A 13,447-nucleotide genomic window follows, 5' to 3' on the forward strand; every position below is an offset into this window, starting at 1 on the left:
CCGGATGTCGCGATCGCTTCGACCGCCCGCCGCCGCCGCAAGCAACAATGCGTTATCGACCGCCGCACGCACGCGGCACTGGAACACGACATGACGACTGGAAAAGTCACGCTGCTGGGCGCCGGCCCCGGCGATCCCGATCTCCTCACACTGAAGGCCGTGAAGGCGCTGGCGGCCGCCGACGTGCTGCTGCTCGACGATCTCGTCGCGCCCGGCGTCGTCGAACTCGCGCCGCACGCGCGCGTGATCCGCGTCGGCAAGCGCGGCGGCTGCCGCTCCACGCCGCAGGCGTTCATCGAGAAACTGATGCGCCGCTACGCGCTGCGCGGCGCGCACGTCGTGCGCGTCAAGGGCGGCGACGCGCTGCTGTTCGGCCGCGCCGGCGAGGAACTCGCGACGCTGCGCGCCGCCGCGATTCCCGTCGACATCATCAACGGCATCTCGTCGGGCTTCGCGGCCGCCGCGAGCCTCGGCATCTCGCTCACGCACCGCGAGCACTGCCAGGGCGTCACGTTCGTCACCGCACATCGCCAGGACCACGGCGAACCCGACTGGGCCGCGCTCGCGGCAACCGGCACCACGCTCGCGATCTACATGGGCATGAGCCGCGTGGCCAGCATCGCGGCGGGCCTGCTCGCCGCCTTGCCCGCGTCGACGCCGGCCGCCGCCGTGCAGTGGGCCGGCACGCCGCACGAGCGCCGCTGGACCGGCACGCTCGGCGGCCTCGCGCGCGGCGTCGCGGCGGCCGGGCTCGGCAGCCCGGCCGTGATGCTGGTCGGCGCGGCGATCGGCGAAGCCGCAGTGCAGTGCACCGACGCCGCCGGCGAGGCGCGCCTGTCGCGAGCGGCGTAGCATGGGTCACGTCACGCGGCACCGTCCCCACGCCCGTTCCGCTCACCGCGGCCGCGTTCGCGCCGGCTGCCGGGGATGCATGCGCGAGGTTCCGACGAGCACATCGACTTTCGCCCGCACCCCGCACCGCCCGTTCAACCCTTGCACCGAAGCCGGTCCGTCCCCGTTCGCGTCATGAGTTCGTCCGTCCCGCCCGCACGCCTGCGCGTGCTGCTCGTCACCGACACCGACAAGCCGATCGGCGAACTCGGCGACGCACTCGCGCGCCTCGGCTACGAAATGCTCAACGACGTCGCGACGCCCGCCCGCCTGCCCGCCGCCGTCGAGGAGCAGCGCCCCGACGTCGTGATCATCGACACCGATTCGCCGTCGCGCGACACGCTCGAGCAACTGGCCGTGATGCACGCGACCGCGCCGCGCCCCGTGCTGATGTTCAGCCACGATGCCGACCAGGCGCTGATTCACGCGGCGGTCGGCGCCGGCGTCAGCGCGTATCTCGTCGAGGGCCTGTCAGCCGAGCGCCTCGCGCCGATCCTCGAAGTCGCGCTCGCGCGCTTCTCGCACGACGATGCGTTGCGCCGCCGGCTCGCCGACGTCGAGCGCGAACTCGCCGAACGCAAGCTGATCGATCGCGCGAAGCGCCTGCTGATGGATCAGCGCAGGCTGTCCGAGCACGATGCGTATGCGTTGCTGCGCAAGCGCGCGATGGACCAGGGCCTGCGCATCGTCGACGTCGCGCGGCAACTGCTCGATGCGTCCCAACCGTCATGAATGCCATGAACCCTTCGCCTCCCGCCGCGCCGGAACGCGCGCATCTTCGTCTCGGGTTCGTCGCGCTGAGCGACGCGGCCCCGCTGATCGTCGCGCAGCAGCTGAATCTCGGCGCGCGCCACGGCCTGACGCTCGAGCTGAGCCGCCAGCCGTCGTGGGCTGCCGTGCGCGACAAGCTGCTGAGCGGCGAACTCGACGCCGCACACGCGCTGTACGGGCTCGTGTGCGGGCTGCAGCTCGGCATCGGCGGCCCGCAGGCCGACATGGCCGCGCTGATGGTGCTGAACCGCAACGGCCAGGCGATTACGTTCGCCCGCGGCCTCGCCGACGCCTACCGCGCAAGCGGCGACGTCCGCGCGGCGCTCTCGACGCTCGGCCGCAAGCCGCTGCTCGCGCAGACCTTCCCGACCGGCACGCATGCGATGTGGCTGAACCACTGGCTCGCGTCGCACGGCATCGATCCGCTGCGCGATGTGCGCAGCGTCGTGATTCCGCCGCCCGAGATGGTCGCGGCGCTCGCGAGCGGCGAACTCGACGGCTTCTGCGCGGGCGAGCCGTGGCACGCGGTGGCCGAAGCGTGCGGCGCGGGCCGGACCGTCGCCGTCACCAGCGAGATCTGGCCCGATCATCCGGAGAAGGTGCTCGCGGCCCGGCGCGATTTCGTCGCGTTGTATCCGGCCACCGCGCGCGCGCTGATCCGCACGCTCGTCGATGCGTGCGCGTGGCTCGACAGCGCCGCGCACCGTCGCGACGCGGCCGGCTGGCTCGCGTCGCCCGATGCGCTCGGCGTGCCGGCCCGGCTGATCGCACCGCGCCTGCTCGGCGACTACGGCCCGGGGCCGTTCGCGCAGCCGCCGCTGCCGATCCGCTTCCACGACGGCGGCGCCGTGAACCGGCCGGATCCGCAGGAAGGCCGGTGGTTCCTGTTGCAGTACCGCCGCTGGGGCATGCTCGACGGTACGCACGACGACGCGGCCATCGCCGCGGCGATCGCGCAGACGGCGTTGTATGATGCTGCGGTCGCCGAAGGTGGTGCGGCGGACAGGTGATCCATCCCGGCACGGGATGCCGGAGCCGCCGCGCAGCACCACGCCGCGCCCCGCGAAATGCCTGACGCGATGCGCCGGTCCGCTCCGGCTCGCCGCGCCGCATGGACGCGTTTGCATCCGCGCCGCCAGTCCGTCCCCGTTCAGAATCGATGCCGAAACGAACGCGCACGCCGCTCGACGTGCTGCTCACCGAAATCCGCGCGTGCCGCGCCTGCGAAGCCGACCTGCCGCTCGGCCCGCGCCCCGTCGTGCGCGCCCATCGCGACGCCCGCATCCTGATCGTCGGGCAGGCGCCCGGCGCCCGCGTCCATGCGAGCGGCATCCCGTGGGACGATGCCAGCGGCAAGCGGCTGCGCGGCTGGCTCGGTGTCGACGCCGACACGTTCTACGACGAGACCCGCTTCGCGATCGTGCCGATGGGTTTCTGCTACCCCGGCCGCGGCGCGAGCGGCGACAACCCGCCGCGTCCCGAATGTGCACCACTGTGGATCGACCGGCTGCTCGCCGAATTGCCGTCGATCCGGCTGACGCTGCTGATCGGCCAGTACGCGCAGCGGCATTTCCTGCGCGACACGCGCAAGGCGACGCTGACCGACACCGTGCACGCGTGGCGCGACTATGGCCCCGACGTGCTGCCGCTGCCGCATCCGTCGCCGCGCAACCAGGCATGGTTCAAGCACCATCCGTGGTTCGATGCCGAGGTCGTGCCGGAACTGCGCCGCCGCGTCGCACCGCTGATCGCCGACTGACGCAAGCTGGCCGCACCCCTGCTCCCTATCGAAATGAATCAGAACGACATCGACTTTTCATGCACCGGCTGCGGCCGCTGCTGCCACGACCTGCGCATTCCGCTGACCGTCGCCGAGGCCACGGCATGGCTGCGGCGCGGCGGCCACGTGGAACTGTTGTGCGACGCCATGCCGTGGCCCGTCGAACCGGCCCCCGACGACGCGTTCGCCGCATACAAGCGGGCACGTTCGTCGCCCGCGTTCAGCGGCACGCTGCCGGTACGCGTCACCACCCTGCTCACCGCGTCCCATGCCGGGCCGTGCCCGAACCTGCGCGACGACCTGCGCTGCGCGATCTACGACGAACGGCCGCTGGTGTGCCGGATCTACCCGGCCGAGGTCAATCCGTTCGTACCGCTGGTGCCGGACGGCAAGCAGTGCCCGGCCGACGCATGGCAGCAGGCGCCGCTCACCCGCGGCGGCACGATCGTCGATGCGCTCACACGCGAGAACATCGCGCGCGCACGGGAGACGAGCGTGGCCGAGACGCCGCTGCGCGCGCGACTGTGCGCGGCGCTCGGCATCGATACGGCAGCCGTCGCGAACGAAGGCTTCGCGATTCACGCGCCGTCCGCCGACGCGCTGCTGGCCGCGCTGAGCGCGCTCGACGATGCGCGCGCGACGGCGGCCGCCGAGCCGGCGCCGACGGCATGGACGCTGCTCACGAATCGCACCGCGACCGCCGACACGCTCCGCTCGGTCGGCGCATCCAGCCGGCTCGCCACCGACGAGGCCGGCACGCGCTGCCGCTACCTGGGCTTCCATCCGGCCGCCTGATTGCCCTGTCGCCGGGCGGGGCGCGCCCCCACGCGGCCCGCCCGGCCGGCCTGCGCGGATCGGCCCGCGGATTCCGGCCGCGCCCGGTTCGCTGTACCATCGCGGCTCAACCGCGTCACGAACAGCAGAATCCTTCATGCCCTCCACCGCCCCGCCGCGCCTGTACGGGATGCCCGAACGCAGCGACCGGCTCGACTTCTACATCCGCGACCAGGCGTCGCGCCAGGCGATCACCGAGCCGCACCGGCACGCGTATTTCCAGATCCAGTTCAACCTCGGCGGCGACACCGAGCAGCGGATCGGCGGCGTCACGCGGCCGTTTCCGCGCGGCGCGCTCGCGTTCGTGCTGCCGCACCGCGAGCACCTGATTCCGCATCCGGAAGGCGCGCACTTCATCGTCATCAACTTCAGCCAGGCGTTCCTGCGCGCCGATCTCGACGTCGATCCGCTCGATCTCGAGGATGTCCCCGCGCAGCGCTTTCCGGAGCTGACGCCGTTCCGCTTCCAGGAACATCTCGACTTCATCCTGACCGGCGACGCGTTCGACGAGGCGCGCCGCCTCGCGCTGTGCATGCTCGATGCCGACCGCGTGCGCACCTTCGGCTCGACCACGTTGCTGCGCGGCTACCTGCTGCAGCTGATCGGCCTCGTCTGCACGCAGTACGCGGGCGCGCTCGACAAGCTCGCGCAGCGCGGCGCCCAGCGCGCGGGCCGGCGCGACGCCCTCGCGCGCGTGCTGCGCCACGTGCGCGCGAACCTGACCCGCGAGGACCTGACGCTCGCGGCCACCGCCGAGGCCGCGTTCCTGTCGCCGAACTACCTCGCGCACCTGGTGCGCAAGGAAACCGGCAGCACCTTCACCGATCTCGTGACCGAGCGCCGGATCGCGCTCGCGCAGTCGCTGCTCGCGCATACGAGCCGGCGCATCGCCGACATCGCGCGCTCGGTCGGCTTCCGCGACGAAGGGTATTTCGCGCGGCGTTTCCGCGCGCGGGTCGGCGTGTCGCCGAAGGCGTACCGGGATGCGAACGCCGCGCTGCCGGCCGCCGATGCAGCGCCGGCGGCCGGCGACGCGTAGATTTGTCCGGTTAAAGCGCAGTTGCGTCGCATCCCGGCGCGCATGCGTCGGGTATCGTTCCATGCATGCCGGCCCGCGGCGCATTGCGCGGGCAACGGCATCCGTCTTTTCATCGAACGAGGCCATCCGATGTCCGCATACGTCATCGACGCTTCCGAGCGTCCTTCCGTCGAAGTCGAACAGTCGTCCGCGCGCTTTCCGGTGCGCCGCGTGTTCTGCGTCGGCCGCAACTACGCCGACCACGCGCGCGAAATGGGCGCCGATCCCGACCGTGAACCGCCGTTCTTCTTCACGAAGCCGGCCGACGCGATCGTCCCGGCCGCCGGCACCGTCCCGTATCCGCCGCTGACCGGCGACCTCCATCATGAAATCGAGCTGGTCGTCGCGATCGGCAAGGACGGCCGGTCGATCGACCCGGCCGATGCGCTGTTGCACGTGTGGGGCTACGGCGTCGGCGTCGACCTCACGCGCCGCGACCTGCAGGCCGAAGCGAAGAAGCTGAGCCGGCCGTGGGACTGGGCGAAGGGCTTCGACGCGTCGGGCCCCGTGACCGCGCTGCACGCGGCGACCGCGACCGGCCATCCGGCAAGCGGCCGGATCTGGCTCGCGGTCAATGGTGAAACGCGCCAGCAAGGCGATCTCGCCGACATGATCTGGGCGGTGCCGGACGTGATCGCGTACGTGTCGCGCTCGGTCGAGCTGAAGGCCGGCGACCTGATCTTCACCGGCACGCCGGCCGGCGTCGGCGCGCTGCAGCCGGGCGACCGGGTGACGGGTGGCGTCGATGGTGTCGCGACGTTCGAGTTCGTGATGGGGGCGAAGCCGTAAGGCATCGTGCGGGCGCACGCGACGCGCAGTCGGTCCGACGGCCGTCGGGTCGGGTCGGGTCGGGTCGGGTCGTATCGCTCCTTGCCGATCCGGGCCGCGATCGCATCGCGCCGGATCGGCATACCGATCCTGTCGCGTCGATCACGCGCCCCGTTCGCGGCCGTCGAAGATTCGTACGCACACCGCGGCCGCCAGCGCGATCGCCGTGGACAGCAGCATCATGACCAGCGGCGCACGACCGACGTTGCCGACGGTCAGCACTGCCCCCGTCAACGACGACAGCACGGCCCCGCCCGCGATCGTCATCGCGCCGGCCAGCCCCGATGCGCTGCCGGCCAGTTCCGGCCGCACCGACATCGCGCCCGCATGTGCGCCCGGATTCGACAGCCCGTTGCCGATGCCGATCAGCACGCATGGGCCGAACCATGCGATCGCATGCGTCGCACCGCCGAACCACAGCGCGAGTGCGATCGCCGGCCCCATGCAGGCGACGATGCGGCCGCACAGGATCGTCGTGGCGAGCGGATAGCAGTGCGCGCAACGCGCGGCCAGAAAGCTGCCGCATACGAAGCCGGCCGTGATCGTCCCCATGTAGAAGCCGATTTCCGCGGGCGGAATGCGGAACACCGTTTGCGCGGCGAGCGGCGCGCCGGCCAGGAACGCGTAGAACGCGCCGGTCGAAAACGCCATGCAAATCGCATAGGCCCAGAAGCGTCGCGCACGCAGCAGCGCGGGATACGCGCGAAGCTGCTGTGCAAGCGTCGTGGCGCGCTTCGTATGAGTCTCCGCGAGCTCGAACGCGCACCAGCCGAGCAGCACGATGCCGGCCGCACCGAGCAGCCAGAAGCTCGCGCGCCAGCCGACCGTCTGATCGAGCACGCCCCCGAGCGTCGGGCCGATCATCGGCGCGAACGCGGCCGCCATCGCCGCATAGCCGATCCGGCTCGCCGCACGCGCGCCGCCCGCGGTGTCGCGCAGCGTCGCCATCGACACCGGATAGACCGACGTGATCGCAGCCTGCATCAGCCGGCAGGCGAGGAACCCGCGGATATCGGTCGCCATCGCGCAGCCGAGCGACCCGAGCGTGAAGATGCCGAGGCTCGTCAGCATGATCGGCCGCCGCCCGAACCGGTCCGACAGCGGCCCCATCACGAACTCGAGCGACGCAGCGACCGCCGCGTAGCCGCCGAGCGACAGCGCGACGAGCGCATAGTCAGCGTGCAGGTCGCGCGCGATCGCCGGCAGCGACGGCAGGAACAGGCCCAACGGCAGCACCGAGAACGCGCACAGCAGGATCAGCGTCGCGTGTCGCGGTGCAGCCGGTTCGGAAGCGATCGGCAGGTTTGGTTGCAAGCGGGTGCCCTCCGCGCACGCGTCGCGTGGACGTGCGCAATGCAAAAAAACGTTCTTCGTGGATTTCCGGGGAGGTCGTTTGTCGACCCATTGCCGTCACTCAGGTCGCAGGGACGCCAACGGCCGTTCTCGGATTCCAACGGTCTTGCGTTCACGCCGGGTTGGTTGCAGCTTTTTGCCGAAATTTGGCATGATGGCATTGATCTGATAATCAGGCTCTACGGACGGCGTCTCATGAAACGATTTCGCCTGCTCCCTAAGCAGCTTCAACTCCGATTGCGCCACCGCCATTCGATGTGGGGCGACGTCGCGTTGATGGTCGCGTCGATTGCCCTCGTCATTGCATTGGCGGTCGTGGTGATTGTCTGGGTCGCGAACCCGGCTCCGCCAAAATCGATCACGATGAGCGCAGGCTCTCACGACAGCGCATTTCTGCAAACGGCCGAAGAATACAAGAAGATCCTCGCGCGCAACGGCGTCACGCTCAACGTGCTTGAATCCGAGGGCTCAGTCCAGAACCTGCAACGCCTGCTGGACCCGAAAGGGCAGGTTGACGTCGCGCTGGTGCAAGGCGGCGTATCGGACGGATTCGCCGCGTCGAAGCTCGTATCCCTTGGCAGCGTCTTCTATATTCCGTCGGTGATCTTCTACCGGGGCAAGGGCCTGACGCAGCTATTGCAGCTGGAAGGCAAGAAGATTGCAGTCGGCCGCGAGGGCAGCGGCACGCGCAAGCTTACTCTCAAGCTGCTTGCCGCCAACGGCATCGAACCGGGCGGCGCGACGGAATTCCTGCCGTTGGACGGCACGCAGGCCGCCACGGAACTGGCGGCGGGGAGGATCGATGCAGCCGTGTTCAGCGGCGACTCGGCCACGCGCGCGTTGATTTTGAAGCTGTATCGCACTCCAGGTATCTCGCTGCTGGATTTCCGGGATGCCAGCACGTATACGCGACTCTTTCCCTATCTCGACGAAATCGACCTGCCGGCGGGCGTGTTCGATCTGCGACACCGGATACCGCCCGACACGGTGCGCCTGATCAGCCCAACCGTCGAAATCGTGGCCCGGTCGAACCTGCATCCGGCCATTTCGGATCTCATTATCGAAGCTGCCCAGGAAGTGCATAGCATGCCGGGGCTCCTGCAGCACGCCGGGCAATTTCCGAACCCGACCGAACGCGAATACCCGATCAGCAAGGACGCCGCGCGCTATTACAAGTCCGGCAAAAGCTTTCTCTATCGCACGATGCCCTTCTGGCTCGCCAGCATTGCAGACCGCCTGCTGGTCGTCGTATTGCCGATCGCCTTTCTGGTGTTCCCAGCATTGAGGTTGATCCCCGCAATTTACAACTGGCGCGTGAAGTCGCGCCTCTATCGGTACTACGGCGCATTGATCGCGATCGAGCGTCGCGCGCTGGATCACGCGTCGGTAGGTGACGGACAGGCGCTCCTTCAGGAGCTCGACAAGATCGACGAGTCCCTCAATACGTTGCGCATGCCGCTGGCCTATGCGGACGCCCTCTATGTGCTTCGCGAGCATGTCGGCTTTGTGCGTGTTCACCTTGGCGAGACGGCGCGCGAACCGGCGAGCCGATAGCACTTCGCCGCAAGTGGAAGTCAGGCATTTCAGGCGCGCTGACCTGCCCCGGGTTTCAGGCCGAGTTGTGTGAATTGGCCTCGCGGCTGGTCACGGATGTAAAGCAGCCATTCCAACGACAGGTCTTCGGCTGCGACGAACTTCCGCTACTGGCCGACAGCCGTCAATCCTGATCGGGCTACCGGGAACGGACAGCAGTCCATTCAAGATTTTCAGATTGCCAGGGCTACGACGCGACGCCACAAACGTCCTCTAAGGTTACGTATTTTTCTTCTCCCTTCCCTGTAATAACAAGACTCAAAAAGACACAGGCCGCATCGCCTATTGCAACGGTGCAATCCACAGCCGCAAACAATCCCGTGCTGTTAGGTTTGAAATAGGTGAGCACAATTGAAGGGTTCTCTTCGAGAACCTCGTTAAAAGGCGACGCGGCGGCGGCTATGAAGTCGGCTTCAATGGCTGCTGCGAGCTCGCGACCGTGCGCGAGGGCATAACCGAACTGATCGGCCAATCCCGCATAATCGCGCCACATGAGCATCGCGCACGCTTCCTTCCCAAGGGCGGAAAGACTGGCTTTGTCTGTTTGTGTCGGAAGGATTTTCAATTGACGCCTCAACTGTGTTTCCACAGACGCTGTGTCACGTCAAAAATGCAGCAGTCGATCGAAGAACCTCCCCCGAAGATGGCACCGACCGCGGTCGAGTTCCGCGTTCGCAAAACCGGTCACCCACCAGGACTCACTGGCGCAGCCCGAACACGCCGTGCCACAGAGCGCTGAAAAAGTCCGTATGCGCGTGTTCGTCACTCCTTCGCGCGTCGCTCTTTGGCGCCTGCGCCGATGCCGCCTGTGTCGCCCCCTCGTCGCATTGCGGCATCTGCTCATCACGCTGCCCGTCCTGCGATGCGCCCGGCTGGCGCGACGCATGCAGCTCGACCACGCTGCCGGCAATGCGCTCGGCGAGTTGAACATCGCAATCACGGCCGAGCAGAACACCGAACACGACGTCGCGGTTCTGCCCTTGCTCGGCGAAGCGCATCGCCAATGCCACGAACCGCGCATATTCCGCTTCGCGCTCTGCCTTCAAGCGCTCCTCTTCTTCGCGAAGCCGTGCGTGACGGAGCATTTCCTCTGCGTAAACGGTGTCATAGACGCGGCGCAGTTGCGGGTCCGAGAGAATCGCGTATGCCTCCTTGATCTCCTGGAATCGCGCATGCGCGTCCGCTTCGCACCCGACGTTGCGGTCGGGATGCGCTTTCATCGCTGCTTTTCGGTAGCCGCGCTTGATTTCCTCGTCGGTGGCGTTCTCGCACACACCGAGCAATTCATACATTGTCGTCATGGTGCGTCGGAATGAAAGTCGGATCGCGTTGATCGTAGCATGTCGCCGCAGCGCCCATCCGTCGGGTTGAGAATTCACCAGGTTCTGGACACCCTGAGTGCAGGTCAGCCGCGCTTTGGCAGATGACGAGATCTGAATCGTTCTCGTCGGAACGGCCGTTTGCCGACTGGAGCGGTCGCTCGAGTGTCCGAATGAGCATGCAGGCTGACGGCGGGCGCTTCATGCGCCGTAATCTCCCGAAGCAGCGCCGAGTCATGCAGCAATCGTTCACCCCGATGGCCGAAGTCAGTGGCCGCTTTCGAGCGGCTATCGAAACACATGCTGCCGGCCAGGTTCGTCGCAGCCGACGAGCCAATCCGTTCAACCCTGCCTCTTCGTGAAGCGCTCCCGTTTTGTATCTCCATGCTGGAGCAACGGCGCGTACTCGTGCAATTCCCGTGGCGAGATGTCGAAGGCGCGACGGAATGCACGTGTAAAGCTTGACGCATCATTGAAGCCCAACCCCGAGGCAACGTCCTGTACCTCCACATGGGGAAAGCGCACCAGTTCATCGGCTGCCATTCGCAGCCTGCGGTTGCGGATATAAGCGGCCAGGCCCCCTTCATGCTCGAATATGCGGTACACGCTGGCGCGTGAGAGATGTAGCGACGCCAACACACTGTCAGGCGACAAATTCGGATCATGCAGATGTGCCTCGACGTGCCGCCGCACTTGCCCGTATACAGCAGCGCGTACCGCCGCTCGGGCATTGCCGGCAAGACCCGCCTGGCGGCAGAAGGCTGCAACGATCAGCTCCACCGCGGTGAGAAAGGACCGATGCGCCTCCTCCTTGCTCAGTCCGACGATGGTTTTCTTGAGCGCCACCACATGCTCGATCAGCATGCGCGTCAGAGGATCGGTAGCGTGAATCCAGCGGCCATGCAGCGAGGCCGCATCAGGGAATGACTTTTCCACCAGTGCGCGCGGCACAAAAAGGAGAAGTATCCGGCCATGAAAACTCCGGATCGTGCACGGCTGATCCATGTCCAGGGCGAGGATACTTGGCACGTGCGGCACGTGCGGCGTGTCGGACCGTGGTTTGCCGCCCAGGAACTGCGCCGGTGGCCCTTCAAGGAATATGCTGAACGTGATGTCCCGCACGCTCTCGGTCGAAACCCGCCCCAACGATCGCACGGCCAGGTTCGGCCCCGTGCGAAAGTCGAAGATGCTCAGATTGTCGATCGTGTAACGGGACATCGATGCATCGAACGTATCCTCAGCTTGCTTTGACGAGGGCAGTATGTCGTAGACAGGACTCATGCGCTCTTGCCAGGCCAGCAAGCTTCGACGGGCGTCGCCTTGAACGCTGAAACTGCTGTGCACGATGCCGGGCGCGAGCACCGGCTGCTCCGGCGGCAACAACAGGCGGCCTGGCGGTATCGCAGTGTGTAGTGGGTCGTCGTTCAATGCGGCGCTCTTCGCTGATTTTCGTCCGGCTTTGATCCGCCCAGCACTCCTGAACGCCATATTGATCCAATAGCTCGCCCGGAACGCGCTAGTGCAGCACGCGAAGCATACCAGTACGTGCTTTGCCGTAGCACACGGCGCCCCTCCTCCCACTTCTTCAGCATCAAGCAATCGTTTGCGAATCGCGATTTCTCCACCTGCGCGAAGGCGGGCCTGATCGCTCGTGCTTCCGGCAATCCGACCGGGCCCTGCGCATCCGATAGAAGTTCCGTTTTTTTGAGACGGAGTGTCAAGCCGCCCCGACCGCCCTTCCTAGAATTCTCGGGGCCGCATGTCCGTGGGTGCTTACCTGTTTCAGGCAGCCACAGGCTGTCGAATCCGGCCACGCGATGGTTGCCGAGGGCCGCCTGTAAGGCATGCGTCAACGGCTTCGAGTTGCAGAGCCCGAAGCGGGCCGCTGCCGGTCAACAACATCCTTGGGGAATCACCGATGGAATCGGAGCACTCCACCATGTCTCGCTCGCAGAAGCCCGCCGCATGGGCGCCGACGCGAGTCGACATTGTGCTGTCCAACGGATTCGCACTGCACGACGTCGCGGCGATCATCGAGATTTTTCATAAGGCAAGTGCGCTGACCACAGCTCGTCCGTCCGGCGAGGCGCGCTATGACGTATCGCTGGTGTCCGCTGCTGGCGGCCGAATTGCCGCCTCTTCATCGGTCTTCGTCTGGACGGAAAGCATCGATTCGCGGCGGCGCGTGGAAGGCAAGCAGATCATGTTCGTCGCCGGCGGAGCGGCTGATCATGCGGCCTGTCGTGACAAGCGGCTGATCAGTTGGCTGCGCCGCCAGCATCCGCTATGCGAAACCGTTCATCCGATCGCTGACGGAAAGCTGCTTCTGGATGCGGCCGGTCTTCCGAGCGGATTTCGTGCAGCCAACGACACTCCCGACATGCATGCCGCCAGGTCGCCGGGCGGCGAGCCTGATGCCATTCGCATTGCGTTGCGCGTCGTCGAAGACGATTTGGGCGGGGAGCTCGCGCGGCAAGTGTCCGGGTCTCTGGCGATGCCGGCGCCTGCACCGTCGGATGCGTTCGTTGCGGCGAGCAACGCGCCACGTGTGAGCGAGCAGATCACGGCATCCGCGCGCTGGCTGGAGGCAAACGTCGACCGGCCCGTCTCGATCGATGCTGCGGCGCAAGTTGCGGCCATGAGCGAGCGCAACTTCCTGAGAAGGTTCAAGAGCGAGATCGGCATGACGCCATCCGACTATCTGCAACGCGCGCGCTTGAACATGAGCTGCAGGATGCTGGTGGAATCGAGCTTGCCGGTCGACAAGGTCGCGCGTCGCTGTGGCATCAACAGTGGCGCACAACTGGCGAGGCTGTTCCGGAAATACCTGTCGACAACGCCGACTGAATATCGCATGCGTAACGATGCGACCACGGGCATGGCGTGAGTGCAACGCACATCAGCCGAGGTGTGCTCGATTCCGGTGCCACGCGTTGCGCGTCGTCGCGATCAGGGGCGCCCATGAAGCGCGTCACAACCTGTTCGCCGTTTCCGGTCAAG

13 protein-coding genes are annotated in these 13,447 nt (G+C 66.9%); 9 read left to right on the forward strand and 4 right to left on the reverse strand.

Annotation, left to right across the window (positions count from 1 at the left end; genetic code table 11):
• Positions 1-90 precede the first annotated feature (90 nt).
• The 7 genes from cobA (at position 91) to U4Y91_RS20460 (ending at position 6,143) form a co-directional block, all read left to right on the forward strand.
• Entirely contained in the window at positions 91-852 is a 762-nt protein-coding gene (gene cobA, locus U4Y91_RS20430) for a uroporphyrinogen-III C-methyltransferase (protein WP_321806594.1), read from the forward strand.
• Between the two features lie 174 nt (positions 853-1,026).
• Positions 1,027-1,623 carry an ANTAR domain-containing response regulator gene (locus tag U4Y91_RS20435; protein ID WP_124522046.1) on the forward strand — a complete coding sequence of 199 codons (597 nt, stop codon included), beginning with the start codon at positions 1,027-1,029 and terminating at the stop codon, positions 1,621-1,623.
• Between the two features lie 5 nt (positions 1,624-1,628).
• Positions 1,629-2,672 (forward strand): CmpA/NrtA family ABC transporter substrate-binding protein, encoded by a 1,044-nt coding sequence (locus tag U4Y91_RS20440; protein WP_321806595.1) that lies wholly within the window; start codon positions 1,629-1,631, stop codon positions 2,670-2,672.
• Between the two features lie 149 nt (positions 2,673-2,821).
• Positions 2,822-3,421 (forward strand): uracil-DNA glycosylase family protein, encoded by a 600-nt coding sequence (locus U4Y91_RS20445; RefSeq protein WP_321806596.1) that lies wholly within the window; start codon positions 2,822-2,824, stop codon positions 3,419-3,421.
• Between the two features lie 33 nt (positions 3,422-3,454).
• Positions 3,455-4,237, forward strand: coding sequence for a YkgJ family cysteine cluster protein (locus U4Y91_RS20450; RefSeq protein WP_321806597.1), 783 nt, complete (start codon positions 3,455-3,457; stop codon positions 4,235-4,237).
• A gap of 136 nt (positions 4,238-4,373) precedes the next feature.
• Positions 4,374-5,315 carry a helix-turn-helix transcriptional regulator gene (locus U4Y91_RS20455; RefSeq protein WP_321806598.1) on the forward strand — a complete coding sequence of 314 codons (942 nt, stop codon included), beginning with the start codon at positions 4,374-4,376 and terminating at the stop codon, positions 5,313-5,315.
• A 129-nt stretch (positions 5,316-5,444) separates the two neighbouring features.
• The gene (locus U4Y91_RS20460) at positions 5,445-6,143 is read left to right on the forward strand and encodes a fumarylacetoacetate hydrolase family protein (RefSeq protein ID WP_321806599.1); all 699 of its coding nucleotides are present in this window, start codon (positions 5,445-5,447) and stop codon (positions 6,141-6,143) included.
• A 141-nt stretch (positions 6,144-6,284) separates the two neighbouring features.
• Here the strand turns inward: U4Y91_RS20460 and U4Y91_RS20465 are convergent, their stop codons facing one another.
• Positions 6,285-7,496, reverse strand: a complete 1,212-nt coding sequence (locus U4Y91_RS20465; protein WP_321806600.1) for a multidrug effflux MFS transporter — start codon at positions 7,494-7,496, stop codon at positions 6,285-6,287.
• A gap of 294 nt (positions 7,497-7,790) precedes the next feature.
• On the opposite strand from U4Y91_RS20465, the gene U4Y91_RS20470 reads away from it, so the two are divergent.
• The gene (locus U4Y91_RS20470) at positions 7,791-9,089 is read left to right on the forward strand and encodes a TAXI family TRAP transporter solute-binding subunit (protein ID WP_321806648.1); all 1,299 of its coding nucleotides are present in this window, start codon (positions 7,791-7,793) and stop codon (positions 9,087-9,089) included.
• Between the two features lie 226 nt (positions 9,090-9,315).
• Here the strand turns inward: U4Y91_RS20470 and U4Y91_RS20475 are convergent, their stop codons facing one another.
• From U4Y91_RS20475 to U4Y91_RS20485, 3 genes are all read right to left on the reverse strand, one after another.
• Positions 9,316-9,693: a hypothetical protein gene (locus U4Y91_RS20475; RefSeq protein WP_321806601.1), complete on the reverse strand. Its 378-nt coding sequence runs from the start codon at positions 9,691-9,693 to the stop codon at positions 9,316-9,318.
• 133 nt (positions 9,694-9,826) lie between these two features.
• Positions 9,827-10,429 (reverse strand): J domain-containing protein, encoded by a 603-nt coding sequence (locus tag U4Y91_RS20480; RefSeq protein WP_321806602.1) that lies wholly within the window; start codon positions 10,427-10,429, stop codon positions 9,827-9,829.
• A gap of 360 nt (positions 10,430-10,789) precedes the next feature.
• Complete coding sequence (locus tag U4Y91_RS20485; RefSeq protein ID WP_321806603.1) at positions 10,790-11,875, reverse strand: helix-turn-helix domain-containing protein; 1,086 nt, start codon at positions 11,873-11,875, stop codon at positions 10,790-10,792.
• A 511-nt stretch (positions 11,876-12,386) separates the two neighbouring features.
• On the opposite strand from U4Y91_RS20485, the gene U4Y91_RS20490 reads away from it, so the two are divergent.
• Positions 12,387-13,334 (forward strand): GlxA family transcriptional regulator, encoded by a 948-nt coding sequence (locus tag U4Y91_RS20490; protein ID WP_321806604.1) that lies wholly within the window; start codon positions 12,387-12,389, stop codon positions 13,332-13,334.
• Positions 13,335-13,447: the final 113 nt, after the last annotated feature.

It is taken from the genome of Burkholderia sp. BCC1993 (assembly GCF_905339865.1).
Taxonomy (GTDB): domain Bacteria; phylum Pseudomonadota; class Gammaproteobacteria; order Burkholderiales; family Burkholderiaceae; genus Burkholderia.